17 protein-coding genes and 2 tRNA genes are annotated in these 23,129 nt (G+C 60.1%); 10 read left to right on the forward strand and 9 right to left on the reverse strand.

The genetic code is table 11. The annotated features are described in order from the left end of the window. Positions 1-48 precede the first annotated feature (48 nt). From L6762_RS05090 to L6762_RS05100, 3 genes are read left to right on the forward strand one after another with little or no spacing between them, the layout of a single operon-like run. A complete protein-coding gene (locus L6762_RS05090) occupies positions 49-1,194 on the forward strand; it encodes an exonuclease SbcCD subunit D (protein WP_237185887.1) in 1,146 nt (381 codons plus the stop codon). Continuing rightward, positions 1,195-4,338, forward strand: a complete 3,144-nt coding sequence (locus L6762_RS05095; protein WP_237185888.1) for an AAA family ATPase — start codon at positions 1,195-1,197, stop codon at positions 4,336-4,338. Beyond that, positions 4,335-5,723, forward strand: coding sequence for an MFS transporter (locus L6762_RS05100; protein WP_237185889.1), 1,389 nt, complete (start codon positions 4,335-4,337; stop codon positions 5,721-5,723). The genes L6762_RS05095 and L6762_RS05100 overlap by 4 nt, the downstream gene beginning before the upstream one ends. Positions 5,724-5,815: 92 nt before the next feature. Here the strand turns inward: L6762_RS05100 and L6762_RS05105 are convergent, their stop codons facing one another. From L6762_RS05105 to bcp, 8 genes are all read right to left on the reverse strand, one after another. Beyond that, positions 5,816-6,463, reverse strand: coding sequence for an MBL fold metallo-hydrolase (locus tag L6762_RS05105; protein ID WP_237185891.1), 648 nt, complete (start codon positions 6,461-6,463; stop codon positions 5,816-5,818). Positions 6,464-6,477: 14 nt separating this feature from the next. Beyond that, the gene (locus tag L6762_RS05110; protein ID WP_237185893.1) at positions 6,478-7,569 is read right to left on the reverse strand and encodes an S-(hydroxymethyl)mycothiol dehydrogenase; all 1,092 of its coding nucleotides are present in this window, start codon (positions 7,567-7,569) and stop codon (positions 6,478-6,480) included. A gap of 60 nt (positions 7,570-7,629) precedes the next feature. Continuing rightward, a complete protein-coding gene (locus tag L6762_RS05115; RefSeq protein ID WP_237185895.1) occupies positions 7,630-8,463 on the reverse strand; it encodes an alpha/beta fold hydrolase in 834 nt (277 codons plus the stop codon). A 5-nt stretch (positions 8,464-8,468) separates the two neighbouring features. Beyond that, positions 8,469-9,575 carry a YihY/virulence factor BrkB family protein gene (locus tag L6762_RS05120; RefSeq protein WP_237185896.1) on the reverse strand — a complete coding sequence of 369 codons (1,107 nt, stop codon included), beginning with the start codon at positions 9,573-9,575 and terminating at the stop codon, positions 8,469-8,471. Positions 9,576-9,752: 177 nt separating this feature from the next. Further along, positions 9,753-11,231: a malate:quinone oxidoreductase gene (locus L6762_RS05125; RefSeq protein ID WP_272878684.1), complete on the reverse strand. Its 1,479-nt coding sequence runs from the start codon at positions 11,229-11,231 to the stop codon at positions 9,753-9,755. A 161-nt stretch (positions 11,232-11,392) separates the two neighbouring features. Then, entirely contained in the window at positions 11,393-13,114 is a 1,722-nt protein-coding gene (locus L6762_RS05130) for an ABC transporter substrate-binding protein (protein ID WP_237185897.1), read from the reverse strand. A gap of 115 nt (positions 13,115-13,229) precedes the next feature. Next, positions 13,230-13,311, reverse strand: a tRNA-Leu gene (locus L6762_RS05135). Positions 13,312-13,384: 73 nt separating this feature from the next. Then, positions 13,385-13,855 (reverse strand): thioredoxin-dependent thiol peroxidase, encoded by a 471-nt coding sequence (gene bcp / locus L6762_RS05140; RefSeq protein ID WP_237185898.1) that lies wholly within the window; start codon positions 13,853-13,855, stop codon positions 13,385-13,387. Positions 13,856-14,055: 200 nt separating this feature from the next. Here bcp and L6762_RS05145 point away from each other — a divergent pair, with 200 nt between their 5' ends. Both L6762_RS05145 and L6762_RS05150 read left to right on the forward strand, forming a co-directional pair. Continuing rightward, complete coding sequence (locus L6762_RS05145; protein WP_237185899.1) at positions 14,056-14,670, forward strand: MarR family winged helix-turn-helix transcriptional regulator; 615 nt, start codon at positions 14,056-14,058, stop codon at positions 14,668-14,670. 168 nt (positions 14,671-14,838) lie between these two features. Continuing rightward, a tRNA-Lys gene (locus L6762_RS05150) sits at positions 14,839-14,911 on the forward strand. Positions 14,912-15,033: 122 nt separating this feature from the next. Here the strand turns inward: L6762_RS05150 and L6762_RS05155 are convergent. Further along, the gene (locus L6762_RS05155; RefSeq protein ID WP_237185900.1) at positions 15,034-15,486 is read right to left on the reverse strand and encodes a hypothetical protein; all 453 of its coding nucleotides are present in this window, start codon (positions 15,484-15,486) and stop codon (positions 15,034-15,036) included. Between the two features lie 431 nt (positions 15,487-15,917). Here L6762_RS05155 and L6762_RS05160 point away from each other — a divergent pair, with 431 nt between their 5' ends. The 5 genes from L6762_RS05160 to metG all read left to right on the forward strand — a co-directional run bounded on the left by L6762_RS05160 (position 15,918) and on the right by metG (position 23,064). Continuing rightward, a complete protein-coding gene (locus tag L6762_RS05160; protein ID WP_272878685.1) occupies positions 15,918-17,756 on the forward strand; it encodes an acetolactate synthase large subunit in 1,839 nt (612 codons plus the stop codon). Then, positions 17,753-18,262 (forward strand): acetolactate synthase small subunit, encoded by a 510-nt coding sequence (gene ilvN / locus L6762_RS05165; protein WP_237185901.1) that lies wholly within the window; start codon positions 17,753-17,755, stop codon positions 18,260-18,262. Before L6762_RS05160 ends, ilvN begins: the two co-directional genes overlap by 4 nt. A gap of 148 nt (positions 18,263-18,410) precedes the next feature. Next, positions 18,411-19,439 carry a ketol-acid reductoisomerase gene (ilvC, locus tag L6762_RS05170; RefSeq protein ID WP_237185902.1) on the forward strand — a complete coding sequence of 343 codons (1,029 nt, stop codon included), beginning with the start codon at positions 18,411-18,413 and terminating at the stop codon, positions 19,437-19,439. 256 nt (positions 19,440-19,695) lie between these two features. Continuing rightward, positions 19,696-21,291, forward strand: coding sequence for a phosphoglycerate dehydrogenase (gene serA, locus L6762_RS05175; protein WP_237185903.1), 1,596 nt, complete (start codon positions 19,696-19,698; stop codon positions 21,289-21,291). Between the two features lie 231 nt (positions 21,292-21,522). Beyond that, positions 21,523-23,064 (forward strand): methionine--tRNA ligase, encoded by a 1,542-nt coding sequence (gene metG / locus L6762_RS05180; protein ID WP_237185904.1) that lies wholly within the window; start codon positions 21,523-21,525, stop codon positions 23,062-23,064. Positions 23,065-23,129 lie beyond the last annotated feature (65 nt).

Genomic DNA, 23,129 nt, shown 5'->3' on the forward strand with positions numbered 1-23,129 from the left:
GCTCCCTATTCTAAAGCGGGGTAAGAGCGGGACCACTAAACTGGTGGTATGCGTATCTTGCACACCTCAGACTGGCACCTGGGCCGCACCTTTCACGGTACCTCCCTGCACTCCTATGCCGAGCAGCTGCTCGATGAGCTGGTGAACCTGGTTCAGGAACAGGGTATTGACGTGGTGCTGATCAGCGGGGACGTCTATGATCAGGCCCAGCCCCGCACCGAGACCGTGCAACTTTTTGACCGTACCCTGACCCGCCTGGTGCAGGCCGGGGCGCAGGTGGTAGCAACTAGTGGTAATCATGACTCGGCTATTCGCCTGGGCTTTGGCTCTTCTTTGCTGAGTGTTGCGGGTGTGCACCTGGTGACCTCGCAAACCCAGGTGGGCCAGCCCGTCCTGCTGTCCGCCGGGGGCGTTGAGGTGGCCTTTTACGGCATACCCTACCTAGAGCCGCGCCCGATTGCTGCCCGCTGGGGCACCGAGGCCAGCCACGCGAGCGTGCTGGCTGAAGCCATGAGGAGGGTAGAAGAGGACGCCGCCACCCGCCAGGTTGCCGCTACGGTGGTTCTTGCCCACTGCTTTGCCACGGGTTCAGAGCCCTCAGAGTCAGAACGTGATATCTCGGTAGGCGGGGTACAGCAGGTGCCGGCGAGCACCTTTGCCGCTGCCAGCTACACAGCCCTGGGGCACCTGCACGGGCGGCAGAAAGTCACCGATACCGTCAGGTACTCCGGCTCTCTTTTGGCCTATTCTTTCAGCGAGCAAAACCACCGTAAGGGGGCCTGGATCATCGATGTAGCCCCTGACGGCGCTATTGAGGTGAACGAACATACCTGGCAGACCCACCTTGTGCTCAAAACCCTCAAAGGCACTCTCGACGAGGTGCTTGCCGAAAGCACCGTGGCGGCCTACGGCCGGGCTTTTGTCAGTATTACCCTGACCGACGCTGAGCGCCCAGCCGCTGCCCTCGATAGGCTCAAAGCCCACTACGAGCATGTCCAGGAACTTTTCTTCGCCCCCGAAGGCGCTGAGAGAAGCCAAGAGCACAGCTACCGCCGCACCCGCGAGAGTCAGAGCGTTCAGGCTATCTGCGAGTCCTTCTACGAGCATGTGCGCGGTCGTGCCCTCAACGAGGCTGAAGCCACCTATCTCACCGACGTCCTAGACCAGGCCCGTACCAGGGGAGCGAGCGACTAGATGCGAATTCACCGACTAGAACTGACCGCCTACGGCCCTTTCCCGGGCACCGTCACCATCGACTTTGACGACCTCAACCGAGAGGGCATCTTCCTGCTCAACGGCCCTACCGGTTCGGGCAAGTCATCTATTCTCGATGCCATCTGCTACGCCCTTTACGGCTCCACCTCATCGGGGCGCACCGACCTGAAATCCCGTTTCGCTGACCCCCATGTGCAGCCCCGGGTGCTGCTGGACTGCACCATCGGCACCGACCGCTACCGGATCGACCGCAGCCCGGCCTATGAGCGCCCCAAGAAACGCGGTGAGGGCACTACCACCGAGCAGGCCAAAACCCTGATTGAGAAGTTTGATACCGCCACCGGCAGCTGGGAACCAGACCCGGCCATCACCCGCCACAAAGACGCCGGTGATTTCATGCTCTCTGTACTGGGCCTCAACGCCCAACAGTTTAACCAGGTCATGCTGCTGCCCCAGGGGCAGTTCCAGCGTTTCCTGGTCGCTACCTCCGGGGAACGGGAGCAGCTGCTCAAGCAGCTCTTTGGCACCGAGGACTTCGAGAAGGTACAGGATCTGCTCCACAGATACGCCAAGGACGCCGCCGCGGCAGCCGAGGCAGCCCAGCAGGATTTGCGGGTGCTAGAGCAGCGGGCAGAACGTGCCGAGCAGGCCGCTCGGGCCGACCAGGCACAACGGGCCCTGGGGCAAGAGGCGAACGAAGGCACCGAAAGCTCTTCCACCCCCGAAGACTCCGCGCCCGCCGCTGTAGCGGATCTTCCCGACCACCTGCGCCAGGTCCTCAGCCAGCTAGCAGATCTCATTCAGAGTCTAGAAGAGCGGCGGGACAAAACTGCCCACGACCTCGAAACACTGGCAAACGAGCACACCGAAACCGCCCAGCTGCAAAAAGACTGGGCCACCTATCTCAAGCTCACCCAGGAACAGGAAATCCTGGCAAACGAGGAGAGCCAGATAGCTGCCAGCCGCACCCGCCTTGAGGAACACCGGGTAGCTGCCGAGATTCTGCCTCGGGTAACAGCGGCTGAACAGGCAGCAACCGCCTATCAGCAGGCAGCAGACCGGGCAGAAACCCACCTGGACAGCACCCGCAGGCTCCTGGCGTCCGCCCGGGAAAACCTCACCGAAACCGCCCTCGAATACGACCTACTCACGCAAGCCCAGGACGCCCTTGAGACCCCCCTCACCGACGCGACCAACCAGCAGCTGAGCGAACTCACCAGCGCCCACATCGACCAGCTCACCCGCTACCAGCAGGCAGAAAAAGACATCGCCAACCTGGCCGCTCAGGCACAGGCCAGTACCAGCAACCTCCAGGGCCTGACCACCCGCCGCACCCAGCTCACCCAGGCCCTGGCAGAAGCCCAGCAGAGCCTCACCCAGCAGCGCCAGGACTACGAGAAAACCGAGCAGGCTACCGCCCGCGAAGAAGCCGCCCGCGCCCTGCTGGCCCAGGCCCGCGACCGGGTCACCGCCGCCGACCGCCTGACCCAGGCCCGCACCAGTCTAGAAGCTGCCCAGCGGGCCTCCCACGGGGCCGAAGAAAGCCGACGGAAGGCGTCCGCCCAGGCCGAAACCCTGCAGCGCCAGCGCTTTGACGCCGCCGCCCAGATCCTGGCCGAAACCCTCACCGACGGCCAACCCTGTAGCGTCTGCGGCTCCACAGACCACCCCGCCCCCGCCAGCTACGACCAAAACACCCCACCCGTCACCGAAGAAGCCCTCACCCGCGCCAAGCACCAGCGCGACGCGGCAGAAGCAAAAGCCCAGCAGGCGCTCGCCGCCCTGAGCGCAGCCCAGAGCACCCTCGACCAGCTGGTAGAGCAGGGCACACCCGAACCCGAAGAAGCCCGGGCAGCCCTGACCTCTGCCCAAGAGAGCCTCAGCCAGGCCCAGGCTGAGGTCGCCCACCGCAAAGCCCTTGCCCAGCGCATCGCCACCGCCGAAGAAACTCTTGAGACCAGCCGGGCAGACCTGGCCGAGGCCGAACGCCAGCACACGAGCGAAGAAGCCAAACTGCACCAGCTCACCGGCCAGCGAGAAAGCCTTGAAGCCGAGCTGGCCCCCCACCGACAGGGCCCCGGCTTCGCCGACCGCATCGCCACCCTCAACCAGCTGGCTCGGCAGCTGCCCACCCTACTTGCCGCCTACGCCGATCGGGAGCGGCAGGCCCAAGCCCAGGCGTCCGCCCAGGAAGAACTGAGAATCGCCCTACAAGAAGCCCAGCTCAAGGACGCCCAGCAGGTAAAAGCCCAGCTACTCACCAAGGCCCAGGCCAGCCAGCTAGAGCAGCAGATCACCACCCACCGCGACCGCACCCTGGCAGTCACAGCCCAGCTCACTAGCCCCGCCCTGGCAGCTATCGCCCGGCTCCAGGCGGACGGCGGCCAACCACCTGCCCCCGAACAGCTAGCCCAGCTCAAGGCAGCTATCGCCCAGCTCAGCGCCCAGCGCGATAGCTTCATTAGCCATGCCACCCGCCTGACCGGTGCCCGCGAGGAGCTGCACGAGGTGCTGAGCCTACTCGAAGCAACCCTAGAAAAGAGCCGCCTGCTACTCGAAGACGCCCACCTCAAACATGAACTCGCAGCGACCGCCACGGCGGCACCCGGCAGCGATAACCGCCTGCACATGACGCTGACGTCCTACGTGCTGGCCTACCAGCTCGCTGAGGTTGCCGAGGCAGCCAGCGAGCACCTCGAAAAAATGACCCACGGCCGCTACCGCCTGGAACACACCGACCGGGCAGAGGGACGCAACAAGAAATCCGGCCTGGCTATCGATATCTTCGATGCCTGGCATAACGCCAGCCGCCGCCCCGAAAGCCTCTCGGGCGGAGAAACCTTCATGGCCTCTCTGGCCCTGGCACTGGGTCTTGCCGACGTCGTGCAGCAGGCCAACGGCGGTATCGACATCGACACCCTCTTCGTTGACGAAGGCTTTGGCTCTCTCGATGATGAAACCCTCGAAGAGGTCATGACCACCATCGACTCCCTGCGCGAGCGCGGGCGGGTCATCGGCCTCATCTCGCATGTGGCCGAGATGAAGAACCGCATTAACAAGCACATCGTCCTTACAAGCTCGCCCCAGGGGTCCTCCCTGGTCGCAGATGCAGGAGCAGCGTGAGCCCTCACCGTAACCCCAAGAATCGCAGCTCTTCTCCCCGTACGGGGTTGGGCTACCGGCGTGACCGCCAGCGGTCCAGTAGCCCTGACCTGCGGAATAACCTGCGGGAGAGCGTCACTCGCCTGCGTATTTCAACCGAGTACGCCCGCACCCGTATTCGCGACCTACTGCTGGCCCATGGCTGGCGCTTCCTCTTCTTCTCCCTGCTCATGCGACTGCCCGCGGCTATGGTGATGCTGGCGGTGATGATGATGCTGGCCGTGCAGAATAATGAGGCCACCCTCGGCGGGTACGCTGCCGGTACGGTGGGGTTGAGCGCGGCGCTCATGGTGCCGGTCTACCGGTCTATCTCTGAGCGCTGGGGCCAGCGAAGAATCTTCTTTGCAGTTACCGTGCTCAATATTCTGGCCCTGATGTGGCTTATGTTAGAGTCCCTGCGCTTTGCTGAGACCAGTAGTGGGTCTATCGGCAGGTTCCTCGCAGCCTGCGCGGTGACGGGCGTGACCACCGTGCCGCTAGGGGCGATGATGCGAAGCTACTGGAGCGCCGAGTACCTCACCACTAAGGACCGCCGTAAGCTCAACGCGTCCATTTCGCTTGAAACCATGTTCGACGTCATCGCCCTGCCTGCCGGGGCCGTGATTGCCGGTATGACCACGGTCTTTTTGACGGCCCAGTCGGCCCTGTTTGCGGTGATTGTGCTCGATGTTCTGGGCCTGCTCATGCTGCTGTGGCGCCCGGAAAATCTACCGGTTGAGACCCGGGACGTTAGCGGGGGCAACCGCCGCAAGCCCCTGCGCGGTGTAAGCCGCTCCCTGCTCTGGATACCCCAGCTAGGCACCATCTGCTTGGGCCTGTCCCTGGGCGCTACCCAGGCAGCTATCGTGGCCTACGCCATTTCAACCGACCAGATAGGCATCACCGGCTTCCTCATAGCCCTACTCGGTCTGTGCGCGGTTATCTCTGCCCTGTTTGTGCTCTTTGAGCGCCTGCCCATGTTTGGCTGGGGGGCCTGGCTGGTGAGCGGGGTCGGGCTGACCCTGACCGCTATGACCCTATCTCTGCCCACCTCAGCTTTGGGCATGCTACTACCCCTAATCGGCGTGGGCCTGGCCTACGGTATTTGCCTGGTCACCATGGACTCGGTGGCCACCAGCCTCTCGGTGCGTAAGAACCTGGATCTGGCTCTTTCTACCCTGCAGGCCTGTTCCCTGGGCGGTATTGCGGTGGGGTTCGTGTGGGCAGCCGATTTGAGTGGCTCCTACAGCTACCAGGTGGCCCTGATTATTCCTCTCATCGCCGCTGCGATCTACTTCTGCCTGGGGCATCTCTACGGGTTCTTGTGGCGTCGCACCTACGAGGAGCGCCTAGCCCTGCTGCCCTAGTGCGTCCTCTCATCGCTCCAAGCACAAGGGGCCCTACCGTCAGCTGACGGTAGGGCCCCTTGGTATAGGTTGAGGGGCGGACGCCCGCGCGGCTAGTGGCCGCGCTTAATCCAGTTCTCGAGTTCGGGGGCTTCTAGACCGATGCCGGTGGAGTCCCCGTGGCCGGTGAGCACAGCGGTAGATTCGGGCAGGGGCAAGAGCTTGGTTGAGATTGACTCGATGATGGTTTCGAAGCTGGAGAAGGAACGTCCGGTAGCCCCGGGACCTCCCTGGAAGAGGGTATCGCCCGAGAAGACCACACCCTCGCTGTTCTCCCAGGAGAGGGAGGGGGCGTAGAAGCAGACGGAGCCGGGGGAATGGCCGGGTGTCGCCAGGACGTTCAGTTCGGTGGAGCCAATAGTGATGGTGTCGCCCTCTGCCAGCTTCCCATCAAAGTCCCAGGAGGGGTAGACCATCTCCCAGAGAGGCCGGTCTGCCGGGTTCAGGTAGACCGGAGCCTCGAAGCGGTCGGCGGCTTCCTTGGCTGAGCGAATGTGGTCGTCATGGGCGTGGGTGAGCAGGATTTTTTCTACCGAGCGTCCAGCTACCTTGGCAGAAATCTTATCGACGTCGTGGGCAGGGTCGATAATGACTACGGAGCTGTCGTTGCCAATAATCCAGACGTTGTTATCGACCTCCCAGGTGCCCCCGTCCAGGGAGAAAGTACCGGAGGTGATAACTCGTTCAATGCGTTCTGACATAGGAGCCACCTTCCCTAGAGCTCAACAACTGAGCGTAGAACCTTACCGGTCTTCATGGTTTCAAAGGCCTCATTGACCTGCTCCAGGCTGATGCGTTCTGAGACGAAACCGTCCAGGTCGAGGTTGCCCAGCTGATAGTGCTGCACGAACATGGGGAAGTCGCGGGAGGGTAAGGTATCGCCGTACCAGGCTGACTTGATGGAGCCACCCCGGCCGAAGACCTCGTCCAGGGGAGCTTCCCAGGTGGTACCGGGGGCGGGCACGCCCACCAGGACAACGCGTCCGGCCAGGTCGCGGGCTTCGAAGGCCTGCTTGAAAGTGGCTTCAACACCCACCGCGTCAATGACCAGGTCGGCTCCGAAGCCATCGGTCAGGTCCTTGATAGCGGCAACAGGATCCTGGTTCTTGGAATTGATGACGTGGGTGGCCCCGTGCTCCTTGGCGCGGGCTAGCTTATCGTCGTCAATGTCTACAGCGATGATGGTGGTGGCCCCGCCCAGCTTGGCTCCGGCAACAGCGGCGGTACCTACACCGCCGCAACCAATCACAGCGACGGACTCACCGCGGGCAACCTCACCGGTGTTGAGCACAGCGCCCAGACCGGCGGTAACACCGCAGCCCAGCAGGCCGATGGCGGCGTACTGGTCTTCGGTTAGCTCAGCGTCAATCTTGGTGCATTGCCCGGCTGCTACCAGAGTTTTCTCGGCAAAGGAGCCGATGCCCAGGGCGGGGGAGAGCTCGGTGCCGTCCTCAAGAGTCATCTTCTGGGTCGCGTTGTGGGTTGCAAAGCAGTACTGGGGCTTGCCCTTCTTACAGGCGCGGCACTCGCCGCAGACAGCACGCCAGTTGAGAATCACCAGGTCACCGGGAGCTACATTGGTCACGCCCTCACCCACGGCTTCGACGATTCCTGCTGATTCGTGGCCCAGCAGGTAGGGGTAGTCATTGCCGACTCCGCCCTGGACGTAGTGGTGGTCGGTCTGGCAGACACCGCAGGTGAGCACCTTGACCAGGGCTTCACCCTTGATGGGGTCGGGCACATTGATGGTGACAACTTCGACGGGCTGATCCTTGGCCAGCGAAACAACGGCCTTGACCTTGTGCATGGGGCTCCTTTTGTAGCGGGAGGGAATATCGGGGCAGATAGAGCTACCTGCTGCTACCCTCTACGCTACCGTGTGGCTAGGTTCCCTGCCAGCCGGTGAGACCGCGTGACGCGCTATGAAGTCGGCAGCTGCCCGGCGGGCTTGGCCGCTGGTCAGGGCACTAATATGGTCGCGGCCAGCTAGCTCCAGATGGGCGGACGCCGGGTGCGGCAGGGCCGCGGCAAGGGCAGGGAGCCCGGTGGCTAGGGTATCGTCGCTGCCGGCAAAGAGGAGGGTGGGGCAGATAGGTAGTTTGTTCGGTGTGAAAGGCTCAACTGGCTGGGCTGTAAAAGCGGCCAGTGCAGCGCGGGGCAGGGGGCTGGCATCGAGGACGGCCTGGAGTCCCTCTGGTAGGGAGGTGCCGGGGGTGGAGGGAGACTCCGACAGATAAGACTGCACCTCGTCGAGGTGGGTTGCTAGGGGCAGGCCTCCGAGCGTCAGGCTCTGTACCAGGTGCGGGGAGCTGAGCGCTACCTGCCAGCAGATGCGGGCGCCCAGGGAATAGCCCAGCAGATGAACCGGTGTATCTATATCTGCCAGAGCCCGGGCAAGGGCTGTGCCCAGGGAGGCCATGAGCCCTTCTTGCTGCCAGGTGACGGCTATCTGCCCGCCAGACCTTTCTGCCCCTTCGTGCCCTGCTTCTTCGAGCCGGTGGTAGGGCAAGGTGACCAGATGGACATCTGCCCCTGCTCGCTGGAACTGCCGAACCCAACCGGTCCGTTCCCAGGTCACCTCGGGGGTGGAGGCAAAACCGTGCACCGCCACCACCTGCTGGCCCTCAAGAAGCCGGGGCGGAGCGTCCGCCCCGGCAGCAGGGGCGCAGAAAGTCTCGACCGAAAGACAGGGCTCGCACATAGCGTCTACTCGGAGTCCTTCTTCTCCTGCTTCTCGGCCATCTGCTGGAAATCAACACCGTTATGGGCCAGGCGAATCTTGCGGCCTTCTTCGACCAGGTTCTCCTTCTTTTCTTGGAGCTTGATCGCCATGGTGTCATCACGCGGGGACAGCTGGAGCTCGTCCTCAGCCTTGATACCTGCCTGCAGCTCGCGGCCGCGCTGAATTTCAGCGTCAATCTGAGCACCGAGCAGCAGCACATTGTTCATGATCCAAATGAAAAGCAGCATCACGATAACGCCACCAATCAGGCCGTAGGTGGCATTGTAGGAACCGAAGTTCGAAACGTAGAAGGTGAAACCAAGTGCTGCAATTGCCATCACAATGAGAGCGATACCGGCACCGGGAGTGAGGAAGCGGAACTTAGGCTGCTTGATATTGGGGGTCGCGAAGTAGAGCAGGCTAATTAAAATAACAGCTAGAACCAGCATGATGGGGTAGCGAAGCCACATCCAGATACCGATGAAACCACCGAGCTCAACAGCGGGAATAGCGTTCTGAACTGTGGTCAGTACGTCTTCTGATGAGAGGAGAACCAGCATCATTGCAACTACAATCAGCACCATAGCAGCGGTTACCAGCAGATTGAAGGGGCGAAGCTTCCAGATAGGACGCCCTTCGACCACACCGTAAATCTTGTTCATCGCGCGGCCAAAGGCACCGATGTAACCTGATGCTGTCCAGAGGGCACCAACCACACCGGTAACCAGAGCCAGACCAGCAGCAGTTGAGCTGGTGAGCTGGGTAATGGGTTCCTCTAGGAGAGTCAGCATTTCAGCCGGGGCGTAGTCTTCAAGGAAGTTGAGAATCGCGTCAGTGGTCTGCTGACCCTGCCCAAAGACACCCAGCAGGGAGACCACGGCCAGTAGGCCGGGGAAGATAGAGAGCACCGTAAAGTAGGTGAGAGCGGCTGCAAGGTCGGTGCAGCCGTCGTTCGTGAATTCGCTGAGAGCGCGTTTGAAAATATACTTCCAGCTTGACCCGCTCATATCTGAGAGCTTGGCGGGCTTGGGAGCCTCTTTGTGGGCCTCCTCTGTAACCGCCCGGCTAATGGTTTGTTCTTTGAGAGCCATAGTGTCGTCCTTTGGGCATGCGGTGATTTAATCAGTAAACATCTTATCAGTAGCATGATAAACCTTTGAGCTGGCTGAGCGTCTGCTTCGTGATAAAACAGTAGCTGCCCCGGCGCATGATGCCGGGGCAGCTATGAGACAGGGTAGCCCACACGGTAGTGGGCGGACGCCGGTGGGCTAGTTATCGATACCCAGCACCTTGGCGGTGTGGGCAAAGAGCTCGTCAGCCAGGTCGTGGTTGTCGTTGAGCTTGACGCCGTAGCCGGGTACCAGTTCCTTGATGCGGGGCTCCCACTGGTTCATCTTGGAGGGGAAGCAACGGGCCAGCAGGGTCAGCATGATGGGGGCGGCGGTTGAGGCGCCGGGGGAGGCACCGAGCAGGGCCGCGATGGAGCCGTCGCCCGATGCAATGAGTTCGGTGCCGAACTGCAGCACGCCGCCCTTCTTGGCGTCCTTCTTAATAACCTGTACGCGCTGACCGGCGGTGATGAGCTCCCACTCATCTGCTACCGCGGTGGGGTAGTACTCGCGCAGAGAAGCTACACGCTCGTCACGGTTCTTGAGCAGTTCACCGATGAGGTACTTGGTGAGATCTACGTTGTCCAGACCCGCGCGAATCATGGGGACCAGGTTGTCCGGACGCAGGGAGAGGGGCAGATCGAGCAGGGAGCCCTGCTTGAGGAAGTTGGTCTTAAAGCCAGCGTAGGGGCCAAAGAGCAGGGAGCGCTTGCCGTTCACGTAGCGGGTGTCGAGGTGGGGCACAGACATGGGCGGGGCACCCACCGAAGCCTGGCCGTAGACCTTGGCATTGTGCTTGAGAGCGGTTTCTTCATTGGTATTGCGGAAGAAGAGGCCCGAGACGGGGAAGCCGCCGAAGCCCTTGCCTTCCTTAATACCTGACTTCTGCAGCAGGTTGAGGGCACCGCCACCGGCACCCAGGAAGACAAACTTGGCACGAATGGTCTGGCTGTGCTCGGAGTTCAGGCGGTTCTTAACCTTGACCAGCCAGCTGCCGTCACTCTGCTGCTCGAGGTTGGTGACCTGCTGGCCGTACTGAACAGTGACGCCCTGCTCGACCAGGTAATCCACCATCTGCTGGGTGAGGTTGCCAAAATCCACGTCGGTACCCTCGGGGGACCAGGTAGCGGCGATTTTCTGGTTGGGGTCGCGGCCCTCCACAGCAAGGGGAGCCCACTGGCGGATCTGGTCGAAATCGGTGGAGAACTTCATACGCTCAAAGAGCTTCTGGTTCTCAAAGGCCTCAAAGCGCTTGCCCAGGTAGCGCACATGGTCTTCACCGAAGACCAGGGACATATGGGGCACGGGGTTGATGAAACTGGCGTCCTTAATCTTTCCCTCTTCAACCAGGGAAGCCCAGAGCTGGCGGGAGACCTGGAACTGTTCGTTAATACCCAGAGCCTTAGCCGGGTCGACAGTTCCGTCAGGGCCTGCCGGGGCGTAGTTGAGTTCGCAGAGCGCTGAGTGGCCGGTTCCCGCGTTGTTCCAGGGGTTAGATGACTCTTGCCCTACCTGATCGAGGCGCTCCAGCAGGGTGATATTCCAGGTGGGCTCTACTTCCTTGAGTAGGACGCCCAGGGTTGCGCTCATAATACCGCCGCCCACTAGGACGACATCGGTCTGTACTTCGTTTGCCACGTGATTGACACTCCGTCACTCTAAGACTGTGGTGCCCGACGCTGGACACCGGCTGGGGTGGAGCCGCTCGGCCCCGTTCTCTTCTTTAGAGTAGTACAGATAGAGCGACCTACCTAACACGCGCAGTTCTTTGACGCTCTTTTGCGGACGCCCGGGGTGGGCTAGTCGTCGATGCGCACGGTGGAGAAATCGTCGATGCAAGTAGCACTCACCGTGTAGGTACGCACCCTCTGGCCCTGGGTGACGCCCGAGACAGGGTAGACCAGAGGAATTGCAGACAGCAGGTTGGCTACCTGGTTATTGATCTCTTTGTAAGCATTTCGCCAGTCTGTGATATCGGTGTAGGTGTCAGCTTCGTTGATAGCTTGGAGGATGCTGGCGTAGCTGGCGCTTGCTTTGGCAGGCTCAGCAGCTGCTGCCGTAGAGGTGGGGGAAGGTGTGGGAGTTGGGCTGGGGCTGGCCTCGCTAATGGTTGTAGGTGCGGACGCCGCCGGGGTCAGCACGTGCCCCAGAAAGGCGGTGGGGTCGCGGAAAGCTCCGATGAAGCCGGTAAGCTCCAGCCCGTAGTCGGGGTGGGCGGTAGGCACGTCCTCGGTGTCGGCGTCCGACCAGCGGTAGGGTTTGGGCACGATATTGAAGCCTGCCTCAACCAGGTTTGCCGAGATCAGCGAGTAGATACCTTCGGGGGAGGGTAGGGAGGGTAGAGAGAGGTTAACTGGGTAGTAGAAATCAATGGCCTGGTTGGCGTAGGTGCTGGCGCGCAGGAGTTCCTGGGCGCGGGTGAGGTTATAGGTATAGACCTGCTCCATGTCCTCGTTCTTCATCTGGAAGAGGGCGGGGATGAAGTCGGGCGCGGTGTTGGTGCCCTGGGGGTAGTAGGCCTCGACGATAGCGGCCCTGTCGATGGCGCGGGCCAGGGCCTGGCGCACCCGGGCGTCGTCGAAGGCCGGGTGGGAGAGGTTGATACCGATATAGGCAATTGCGTAGGGGTCGCGGGACTGCACCGCATACCCGTCCAGGGCCAATGGGACGTAGTCCTTGAGGGCCACCTGGTCGTAGGCATCGATGCTGCCTTCGAGCAGGTTGTAGTAGCGCTTTTCGGCATCGGGGATGGTAAGGAACTCGATGGCACCGAGATCGGCGGGCTCGCCCCGGTAGGAACTGTTACGGGTGAGGACGGCGGTACCGCCATCCCAGGAACTCAGCGTAAAGGCTCCGGTTCCTACGGGGGAGCCGGTGAGGTAGCCGTCCGCCCCGATACTGCTGGGTTGAACAACCCCGTAGGCTGGCTGGCTCAGGGCCTTGAGAAAACTGCGAGAAGGTCGGCTGAGAACGATGTCAAGGCTAGTATCTGTAGGTGCCGACCAGGCGGTCACCAGGGGCTTAATCTCGTTGCCGTCTGCGGCTTTAGCGCTGCCAAAGAGCTGATGAAAAGGCTGAGTCATACGGGTGAGAGCAGTTTTTCCCAGAGTAGACCAACGCTCGATATTGGCCAGTATGCTACTGGCTGTCAACGGGGTGCCATCGCTAAAGGTGGCATTCTCAACCAGATTAAAGGTGTAGGTGAGACCGTCCTCGCTAGTCTCCCAGCTGGTTGCAAGAGAAGGGGCGGGCTCACCGGTGTTGACATCAGATCGAACTAGAGGTTCTAGAATTTGGGCGCTGATGCGGTGGCTTTCTACCCGGTAGGTCGCTGCTGGGTCAAGGGTGAGTACTTGCGCGCCCTGGGCAAAACGGAAGGTGGGACCTGCACTCTCGGTGGGGGACGCGGACGCTGCGGGGTTGGCTTCAGTCGGGCTCGAACAGGCTGAAAGGGCTAGGCCAGCGGTCAGTATGGAACCATAGTGAAGCAGAGTGCGGCGAGACAGGGCTGATGCTGCCATAAGAGAATCCCCTTCGTTCTGAGGCACGTTGACCTAGACCTTACCGTCAGGTTTTAGCTATCAAAAAACCCGTCCAACCGTGGATAAACCGGGCTGAACGGGTGTTTCGTCTATGTGCGCGAGGAGGGACTTGAACCCTCACGCCGTAAGGCACAGGAACCTAAATCCTGCGTGTCTGCCAATTTCACCACTCGCGCATGCGGTGCTGTCAGCACAACAGTGTCTATGCTACAACACCTTGAGAGGTTTTGCTAAATACGGCCGTCGCGGTTAGGCATCGATGCCTAGATCTCGGCGCAGCTTTGCAACATGCCCCTTGGCCCGGACGTTGTATTGGGCGACCTCTATGATGCCCTTTTCATCGATGACGAGGGTGGAGCGAATCAGGCCTACATAGGTCTTGCCATAGTTTTTCTTTTCGCCCCAGGCTCCGTAGGCTTCCGCAACCGCGTGGTCTTCGTCAGAAAGCAGGGGGAAAGTGAGTTCCTGGTTCTCGGTGAAGGTATCGAGGGCATTGACGCTATCGGGTGAGATGCCCAGGACGGCGTACCCGTGAGAGGTGAGCGAGGCTAGATTATCTCTAAAGTCGCAGGCCTGGGTGGTGCACCCGGGGGTAGATGCCTTGGGGTAAAAGTAGACGATTATCTTCTGCCCTGCGTAGTCGGCCAGGGAGATAGTTCCACCTCCTGCAGCCGGCAGGGTGAACTGTGGTGCGGGGGTTCCCGGAGTGAGTCGTTCCACGGGCGTCCTTTCACAAAAGGTGATCAGAGTAGGGGTGCAGCTAGCAGGGGCATGCCACTGTTCACAGCTTATCAGGGGTACGTAACCCAGGATTGAGCTGAGATACAGGGTTGTTCAACAATTACTCAGTGTACGGTGGATTATGTCAAGCACCTGTCATGTCTAGGCATATAAGTGGTGAGTATGCTTATAATGGTGCTATGCCAGAAATTCGTAATTGGTCGATTAATCGACTCCTCTCAACTGCAGCGCGCATGCTGGAATACAGCTGGGACGATCAGCTGAAGTCACTTGGGCTCACTCATGCTGGCGTAACCGCTCTCGGCGTCATCGCCCGCGAAGGCATGATTTCACAGGTGAAAGTTGCCTCCCTTGTGGGTGTGCAGGCGCAGACCATGGGCAAAACCCTTGCCCGTCTTGAAGCACACGGCCATGTATTCCGTACCAGGAACACCATAGATCGCCGTAGCTACCTTCTGGGTATCACCGAAGAGGGGCGGCGTGTGTTGGCTGAAGCGGAGAATATTGACCGCAAGCTGGGATCTGCCGGCGAGCTTTCAAACCCTGAATTTCGCGAAATGCTCATTCATATTATTGAAAGTCTCAACGAGCACCATGCTGGTAGTGAGGTGCTCGATGATGTCGCCGGTGAGCGCACTGCCCAGATTGGGGCTATCACTAAATCTTTAGCAGAGGCTCCGTCGGCACAAGCCGACGTACCCGAGGCTAATGTCGCGGAGCCTATCATTGAGCGCGTCAATACCGCTGTTATGGACGTTATTACGCCAGAGATGATTGCAGAGTACCGTAAATAGTGCTTCTGGGCCTCCTTCCGATACGGCGGGAGGTCTTCTGTATGGGCTGTACACATACGCTTTTTATGAAGGTGCTCACAAACACCCTTTTCAGCTTGCGCGCCTCAAAAAAGCTGCGTATAGTAGAACCCGTTGCTGAGACAGATTCTCGGTCTGACAAGTAAATATGCGCCTCTAGCTCAATTGGCAGAGCAATTGACTCTTAATCAATGGGTTCTGGGTTCGAGTCCCAGGGGGCGCACAGCGTAAGAAGCCCGACCGGTTATCCGGTCGGGCTTCTTTTCATTTATCCTGGTTTGTCTGTGTCTATTTTTCAGGTGATGCCCAGTCTTTTGTATGCGGGCTTCACCATGGGGAGAAGGGTTAGAGCTCCCAAGCCTCAATAATGACACGCTTGAAATCTTCGATATCAAGTGCCTGGTCGAGCACGCCGCTACCTTCTGAGGTCTGTACAGTCATCTGAGGCTCGAAGGTGAGGGAAAATGAGGTGCCGTTCGTGGACTCTAGGCCAAACGAAAACTCTGAAAGAGTGAAGGTACGTGCGGCGTTGGTGTTATCGATCGAGGTGGGCGTGCCGGTACCGCGAACTTCGGGTAGAGAGAGCGGGGCAATGACGGCCTCTCGTGGGGTATCCCTGTAGCCAATGAGGAAATGGCTTTGACCCTCTTCCTGGCGGGATGCTACATCGGGGTTTCGGTAGATAGATGAACCTGTAGCAAAAACCAGGTTGTAGGCCCCATAGTTAATAATCTGACTATCGAAGACAGTATGCAGGGCCTTGGCGATTTCACTACTGGTGAGCTGGGGTTCAGTCATGTCATCAGTCTACGTGCTATAAGTGTTATCTTGCCCAGAAAAGTACTGCTGATTGCCTAAAAGTCTTTAAATGACAATGTGCAAGTTTGTGTCGACTCGCCGAGATTGAGGCGCAGAGGCTTCCTTGTAGTGTCTTGATGTGTGAAAATGTTGTGTCACATTCTAAGACCGGTTTGACCGGTGTGCCCTTGAGCACCAAGAATAAAGGGTATGACAACACGCCAGCAGTCACAGATTATTCTTGTGGTGCGACTCGTGAACGAGTGCGCAGCATAAGTCTTTGATGTGTCTTACGGCGTGCGCACCCTTCGCTCAACCAAGCGGAGGGTTTTTTTCTAGGTTTATACCGCAACCCGGCACTACCTACACCCAACGGGCGTACCCATCCGCTCACACACAAGATCATCTTCAGACCATCGCGAGGATCACCAATGACAGCGGGAAATCCCATCAACCCTGCAGATCTAGCTAAAAACCTGGGCAACCGTAGCAGCTCAGAAACCTCACCGGTAGAGCGCATGACCGGCTCTCAAGCCATCGTCCGCTCCCTCGAAGAACTGGGTGTAACCGATATCTTCGGCCTGCCCGGCGGCGCGATTCTGCCCACCTATGACCCCCTCTTTGATTCTGAAAAGCTCAACCACATCCTGGTGCGCCACGAACAGGGGGCAGGGCACGCAGCAGAAGGCTACGCGATTGCCAGCGGTAAGGTCGGCGTAGCTATCGCCACCTCGGGCCCCGGCGCCACCAACCTGCTCACCGCCATCGCAGACGCCAATATGGATTCTGTGCCCCTGGTGTGCATCACCGGCCAGGTCTCTTCAAAGGTGATTGGCACCGACGCCTTCCAGGAAGCCGACATCGTGGGCATGACCATGCCCATCACCAAGCACTCCTTCATGGTGCGCGATGCCCAAGAGATTCCCCGCTGCATCGCCACCGCCTTCAAAATCGCTGCAACCGGCCGACCGGGCCCCGTCCTCGTTGACATTACCAAGGACGCCCAGCAGGGCATGATGGACTTCTCCTGGCCGCCCGCTAACACCGACCCCCGCGGCTACAATCCCGTCACCCGCGGCCACTCCAAGCAGATTCGCGAAGCGGCCAAGCTTATTACCGAGTCCCAGCGCCCCGTCCTCTATGTAGGCGGCGGTGTCGTCCGCGCTGAAGCGTCCGACGAGCTGCTCAAGCTTGCTAAAACCATCGGTGCCCCCGTCGTCACCACCCTGACCGCCCGCGGTGCTTACCCCGACTCAGACCCCCAGAACCTGGGTATGCCGGGCATGCACGGTACGGTACCTGCTGTAACCGCCATGCAGAAGTCTGACCTGCTTATTGCCCTGGGTGCCCGTTTTGACGACCGCGTCACCGGCGTCGTCTCGGAATTTGCTCCGCACGCTAAGGTCATCCACGTCGATGTAGACCCCGCAGAAATCTCAAAGATTCGTATTGCCGACGTACCCATCGTGGGGGATCTGCGCTACGTGCTTCCCGAGCTTAACGAGATTCTCGAGGGCGAGTTTGCTTCTGAACTTCCCGACCTTTCGGACTGGTGGAAGCTGGTTAATCGGTTCAAGGAAACCTTCCTGCTGGGCTACACCAAGACTGACGACGGCCTGGGCTCTCCCCAGTACGTCATCGAAAAGCTGAGTGAGCTCACCGGCCCCGATGCCTACTACGTCACCGGTGTGGGCCAGCACCAGATGTGGGCAGCCCAGTTTATCCAGAGCGAAAACCCCCGCCACTTCATCAACTCAGCGGGTCTGGGCACCATGGGCTTCTCTGTTCCCGCTGCAATGGGTGTCAAGGTTGCCTTCCCCGACTCCGTCGTATGGGCTATTGACGGTGACGGTTGCTTCCAGATGACCAACCAGGAACTAGCTACCTGCGTGCAGAACAACATTCCCATCAAGGTTGCCATCATCAACAACTCTTCCCTGGGCATGGTGCGCCAGTGGCAGAACCTCTTCTACGATGGGCGCTACTCCAACACCCATCTCAAGACCGGCATGGGTACCGAGCGAGTACCTGACTTCGTCAAACTGGCTGAAGCCTATGGTTGCGCCGCCCTACGCTGTGAGAGCGATGAGGATGTTGAGGAAACCATCAAGCAGGCCCTGGCCATTAACGACCGTCCTGTCGTCGTGGACTTCAACGTCAGCCCCGATGCCCTGGTCTGGCCTATGGTGCCCGCGGGTGTGTCCAACGACCAGATTCAGATTGCTAAAGATATCTCACCCTCCTGGGGCGAAGATGAGGAGATGCTATGAGCCGCCACACCCTCTCGGTTCTTGTAGAAGATAAGCCCGGCGTGCTGGCCAGAGTCTCAGGCCTCTTTGCCCGCCGCATGTTTAATATTGACTCCCTGGCCGTGGGCCCCACCGAAGTTCCGGGTATCTCCCGCATTACCGTAGTGGTGGACGCAGAAGGGGTGCTTCTAGAGCAGGTGACCAAGCAGCTCAATAAGCTGATTCATGTGCTGAAGATTGTGGAACTGCCCGATGAACAGTCGGCCCAGCGCGACCACATTCTCATTAAGGTCAAGGCGGACGCGGCAGCCCGCATCCAGGTCACCCAGGCCGCCGACCTCTTCCGCGCCAAGATTGTGGACGTCTCTACCGAGTCCGTCATTATCGAGGCCACCGGCTCTGCCAATAAGATTGACGCCCTGCTTGAGGTGCTTGAGCCCTTCGGCGTCCGTGAGATTGTGCGCGCTGGCACCATCGGGCTTTCTCGCGGCCCCCGCTCCATGAGCGAAAAGGCCCTGCGCGGCTAGGCGAAGAGCCGCCCAAAAATATCGTTCCAAAATATGAAACCTGCGTCTCAAAATCAGCCGAACCTACTAGGCTAGAGACTAACGGTTCATCACAACCAAGGTTTAGCAGCAGCTGCTGCCCCTCAATGGATCAAGGAGATCGAACACCATGGCAAAGATCTACTACAACGACGACGCAGATCTGGCGAACATCGCAGAACGCTCCGTCGCCATCATCGGCTACGGTTCCCAGGGCCACGCCCACGCCCTCAACCTGCGTGACTCCGGCGTAGACGTCCGCGTTGGTCTTGCAGAAGGCTCAAAGTCACGCGCCAAGGCAGAAGCAGAAGGCCTGCGCGTCCTCACCGTTGCAGAAGCAGCAGCAGAAGCAGACGTCATCATGATCCTCACCCCCGACCAGGTTCAGGCAGAGGTCTACAAGAACGACATCGCCCCCAACCTCAACGAAGGTGACGCCCTCTTCTTCGCCCACGGCTTCAACATCGTCTTCGGCTACATCGAAGCCCCCGAGGGCGTCGACGTTGCTATGGTCGCCCCCAAGGGCCCCGGCCACACCGTCCGCCGCGAATTTGAGGCAGGACGCGCCGTGCCCGCCCTCGTCGCCGTTGAAAAGGACGCATCAGGTAAGGCCCTCGACCTGGCCCTGGCCTACGCCAAGGCTATGGGCGCAACCCGCGCAGGCGTCATTGAAACCACCTTCAAGGAAGAAACCGAGTCAGACCTCTTCGGCGAGCAGGCAGTTCTCTGCGGTGGCGCTTCCCAGCTGATCCAGTACGGCTTCGAAACCCTGACCGAAGCTGGCTACCAGCCCGAAATCGCCTACTTCGAGGTGCTGCACGAGCTCAAGCTGATTGTTGACCTCATGATTGAGGGCGGCATCGCCAAGCAGCGCTGGTCCATCTCAGACACCGCCGAATACGGCGACTACGTCTCAGGCCCCCGCGTTATCACCCCCGAGGTCAAGGAAAACATGAAGGCTGTTCTGGCTGATATTCAGGACGGCACCTTCGCCAAGCGCTTCATGGAAGACCAGGCAGCCGGCGGCCCCGAGTTCAAGGAGCTGCGTGCCAAGGGTGAAGCCCACCCCATCGAAGCAACCGGTCGCGAACTGCGCAAGCTCTTTGCCTGGAACAACTCCGTTGACTCAGACTACGTCGACGGCTCAGTTGCCCGCTAAGCCAAGCTACTCTCACCTGCACCAGCAGTGAACTCTCAAGAGCCGGCTACCTCACCCACCCAGGGCAAGGTAGCCGGCTCTTGCCAACCCCCAGTAAACTGGGGGAGCGGTCTCGCTACAGCCGTACGGTGAACTGTAGCCTAACCACCGCACTCCTGCTCTCACCAGAGCACCCCTACCAGCGGCGTCCTTAGGGTCCGAAGCGCCAGCTGCCCCACTTTCTCTAACCGTCACCCGCTATCTAAGGAAACCACCTGTGACTGCAAAACCCGTCGTTCTGCTCGCTGAAGAACTCTCACCCGCCACCGTTGAAGCCCTGGGCCCCGATTTTGAAATCCGCTCCTGCGACGGCGCCAACCGCGAAGAACTCATCCCCGCCATTGCAGATGTAGATGCCATTCTGGTTCGCTCAGCAACTCAAGTGGACGCCGAAGCCATCGCTGCAGCCAAGAAACTCAAGGTCATTGCCCGTGCGGGTGTAGGCCTCGATAACGTAGACATCAAGGCCGCCACCAAGGCCGGCGTCATGGTAGTCAATGCTCCCACCTCTAACGTCATTTCCGCAGCAGAGCTCACCGTCGGGCACATCCTGGGCCTGGCCCGTAACATCGCTGCTGCCGACGCTTCCATGAAGGCAGGCCAGTGGAAGCGCTCCGCCTTCTCAGGCGTTGAGCTCTTTGAAAAGACCATCGGCATTATCGGCCTGGGCCGAATCGGTGGTCTGGTTGCAGAGCGCCTCAAGGCCTTCGGCACCGAGATTATCGCCTACGACCCTTTCGTAACCTCAGCCCGCGCAGCAGCCCTGGGCGCAGAACTGGTTGAGCTGGATGAGCTGGTAGAGCGCTCTGACTTCATCACCATCCACATGCCCCGCACCCCCGAAACCCTGGGCATGATCAACGCCGAGAGCTTCAAGAAGATGAAGAAGACCGCTTACGTGGTCAACGTAGCCCGCGGTGGCCTGATCGACGAAGCAGACCTCGACGCAGCCCTGCGCTCGGGCGAAATTGCTGGTGCCGCCATTGACGTCTACGTCAAGGAACCCGCCAAGAACGTACCCTTTGTTGAGCTGCCCAACGTCGTTGCCACCCCCCACCTGGGTGCCTCCACCTTCGAAGCCCAGGAAAAGGCCGGTATCTCGGTTGCAAAATCTGTACGTCTGGCCCTTGAAGGCGACCTGGTGCCCGACGCCGTCAACGTCGCAGGCGGCGCCATCGACAAGGACGTCCGCCCCGGCGTCCCCCTGGCAGAGAAGGTCGGCCGCATCCTCACCGCCATCGGCGGCGACGAAGCCCTCACCCGCGTCGAGGTCAAGATCGCCGGTGAAATCGCCACCAAGGACGTCACCTCCCTCAAGCTCTCAGCCCTCAAGGGTGTCTTCACCGACGTCGTCTCAGACAAGGTTTCCTACGTCAACGCCCCCGTGCTAGCCGAACAGCGCGGCGTTGAGGTCGAGCTGGCCACCACCACCGATACCGAGTACTTCCGCAACGAAACCGTACTCACCGGTGCTCTCGCTAACGGTGAAGTGGTCTCCGTCGCCGGTACCGTCACCGGCCCCAAGCTCATCGAAAAACTGACCAACGTCAACGGTTACGATATCGAAATCCCCATCACCGACCACATGCTGGTACTCGAATACGAAGACCGCCCGGGCGTCATTGCCGCTATCGGTACCCTGCTGGGCACCGCCTCCATCAACATCGCCGGTATGCAGGTCTCCCGCAACGACAAGAAGGCTGAAGCCCTCTGCGTCCTTGCCCTGGACTCAGCCCTCTCAGCCGAGGTGCTCGAATCCATCAAGCGCGTGGTCAACGCCTCCCGCGCGGCGGTTATTAACCTGGCTGACTAAACGAAGTCGCGGGTAGGCTTTCCCTTGCCGACTAACCTTCTTGGTCTCGCGCTGGGGCGCTCTACAATCATGCAACCTCGCAAGCTCGGTTGATTCGCTCAGGATTTCTTTTTCGCTTTGCGGAAACCTTTGCTCATCCCAGCCAGTCGGCTCCGGGAAAGCCTACCCGCGCCTTTTTCCCGTGTGAAATAGCGTTCGCAGTGGTTGGTGTAAACGGGTAAAGTGGTAGCTATGACTTCTATCCCGTACTACATCACCACTGCGATTTCTTACCCCAACGGTGCCCCTCATATCGGGCACGCCTACGAGGTTATTGCCGCCGACACCATGGCCCGCTTCAAGAAGCTTGACGGCTTTGACGTGCGCTTCATGACCGGTACCGATGAGCACGGGCAGAAGATGCAGACCACCGCTGCTAAACAGGGCAAGACCCCCAAGGAACTGGCCGACGAGAACTCAGCCCGCTTCCGCGCTATGGCTGATCTGGTAGGTGCCGACTACGACCGCTTCATCCGCACCACCGATGCCGACCACTACGCTGCCTCTCAGGCCATCTGGAAGAAGATGGAGGAGAACGGCGACATCTACCTCGATAAGTACGCCGGCTGGTACTCCGTGCGCGACGAGGCCTACTACACCGAAGACGAAACCGAGGTGCGCGACGGCGTCCGCTACGCCATTTCAACCGGCACCGAGGTTGAATGGACCGAAGAGGAATCTTACTTCTTCCGTCTCTCCAAGTACGGCGACCGCCTGCTGGAGCTCTACTCCACCGAGGGCTTCGTCTACCCCGAATCCCGCCGCAATGAGCTGGCCGCCTTCATCAAGAACGGCCTGACCGACCTCTCCATCTCCCGCACCACCTTTGACTGGGGCGTACCTGTACCCGGCAACGACAAGCACGTCATGTACGTCTGGGTGGACGCCCTGACCAACTACATCACCGGCCTGGGCTACCCCGATACCGAGGGCGAACTCTTCACCAAGTACTGGCCCGCTGATCTTCACCTGATTGGTAAGGACATCACTCGCTTCCACGCCATCTACTGGCCCGCCTTCCTCTGGTCAGCCGGCCTTGAAATCCCCAAGCGGGTCTTCGGCCACGGCTTCCTGCTGGTTGACGGCGAGAAGATGAGCAAGTCCATCGGCAACGTAGTTGACCCTGCCGATCTGGTCGCCAGCTTCGGCCTGGACCAGCTGCGCTTCTTCCTGCTGCGCGATGTCTCCTTCGGCCAGGACGGCTCCTACTCAGCCGAAGGTATCAAGAACCGCATTAACTCCGACCTAGCCAACGACCTGGGTAACCTGGCCCAGCGCTCCCTCTCCATGGTCGCCAAGAACTGCGACGGCAAGGTTCCTGCTCATGGCACCTTCACCGCAGAAGACACCGCCATGCTTGAGATGGCAGCTGCCCTGTACGATCCCGTCCGTGCTGACTTCGACGAACAGGCCTTCCACCGCGCCCTGGAGCGTATCTGGCAGGTCGTGGGCGAAGCCAACCGCTACTTCACTGCCCAGGAGCCCTGGAAGCTGCGCAAGACCAACCTGGAGCGCATGAACACCGTGCTTTATGTAACCGCCGAGGTACTCCGCATCGTCGCTACCCTCACCCAGCCGGTTATGCCCACATCCATGGGCAAGATGCTTGACCTGCTGGCGGTTGCTCCCGAGAACCGCCTCTTCGCAGCGCTTGATCAAGCCCTGGTACCCGGTACCGAGCTGCCCGCCCCGGCCCCTATCTTCCCCCGCTATGAGGAGCCCAAGAGCGCCTAAGTCGCTGATAAGGCTTCACCTAAAACCTCAGGACGCGGCCCCCACCTTTCAGAGCGAAAGGCGGG

This window comes from Rothia nasimurium (genome assembly GCF_928381705.1).
GTDB lineage: Bacteria > Actinomycetota > Actinomycetes > Actinomycetales > Micrococcaceae > Rothia > Rothia nasimurium_G.

Coding starts and splice junctions, on each gene's coding strand:
- L6762_RS05090 (WP_237185887.1), top strand. CDS start 49: ATGCGTATCTTGCACACCTCAGACTGGCACCTGGGCCGCACCTTTCAC.
- L6762_RS05095 (WP_237185888.1), top strand. CDS start 1,195: ATGCGAATTCACCGACTAGAACTGACCGCCTACGGCCCTTTCCCGGGC.
- L6762_RS05105 (WP_237185891.1), bottom strand. CDS start 6,463: ATGTCAGAACGCATTGAACGAGTTATCACCTCCGGTACTTTCTCCCTG.
- L6762_RS05110 (WP_237185893.1), bottom strand. CDS start 7,569: ATGCACAAGGTCAAGGCCGTTGTTTCGCTGGCCAAGGATCAGCCCGTC.
- L6762_RS05115 (WP_237185895.1), bottom strand. CDS start 8,463: ATGTGCGAGCCCTGTCTTTCGGTCGAGACTTTCTGCGCCCCTGCTGCC.
- L6762_RS05120 (WP_237185896.1), bottom strand. CDS start 9,575: ATGGCTCTCAAAGAACAAACCATTAGCCGGGCGGTTACAGAGGAGGCC.
- L6762_RS05130 (WP_237185897.1), bottom strand. CDS start 13,114: ATGGCAGCATCAGCCCTGTCTCGCCGCACTCTGCTTCACTATGGTTCC.
- L6762_RS05145 (WP_237185899.1), top strand. CDS start 14,056: ATGCCAGAAATTCGTAATTGGTCGATTAATCGACTCCTCTCAACTGCA.
- L6762_RS05155 (WP_237185900.1), bottom strand. CDS start 15,486: ATGACTGAACCCCAGCTCACCAGTAGTGAAATCGCCAAGGCCCTGCAT.
- L6762_RS05160 (WP_272878685.1), top strand. CDS start 15,918: ATGACAGCGGGAAATCCCATCAACCCTGCAGATCTAGCTAAAAACCTG.
- ilvN (WP_237185901.1), top strand. CDS start 17,753: ATGAGCCGCCACACCCTCTCGGTTCTTGTAGAAGATAAGCCCGGCGTG.
- ilvC (WP_237185902.1), top strand. CDS start 18,411: ATGGCAAAGATCTACTACAACGACGACGCAGATCTGGCGAACATCGCA.
- metG (WP_237185904.1), top strand. CDS start 21,523: ATGACTTCTATCCCGTACTACATCACCACTGCGATTTCTTACCCCAAC.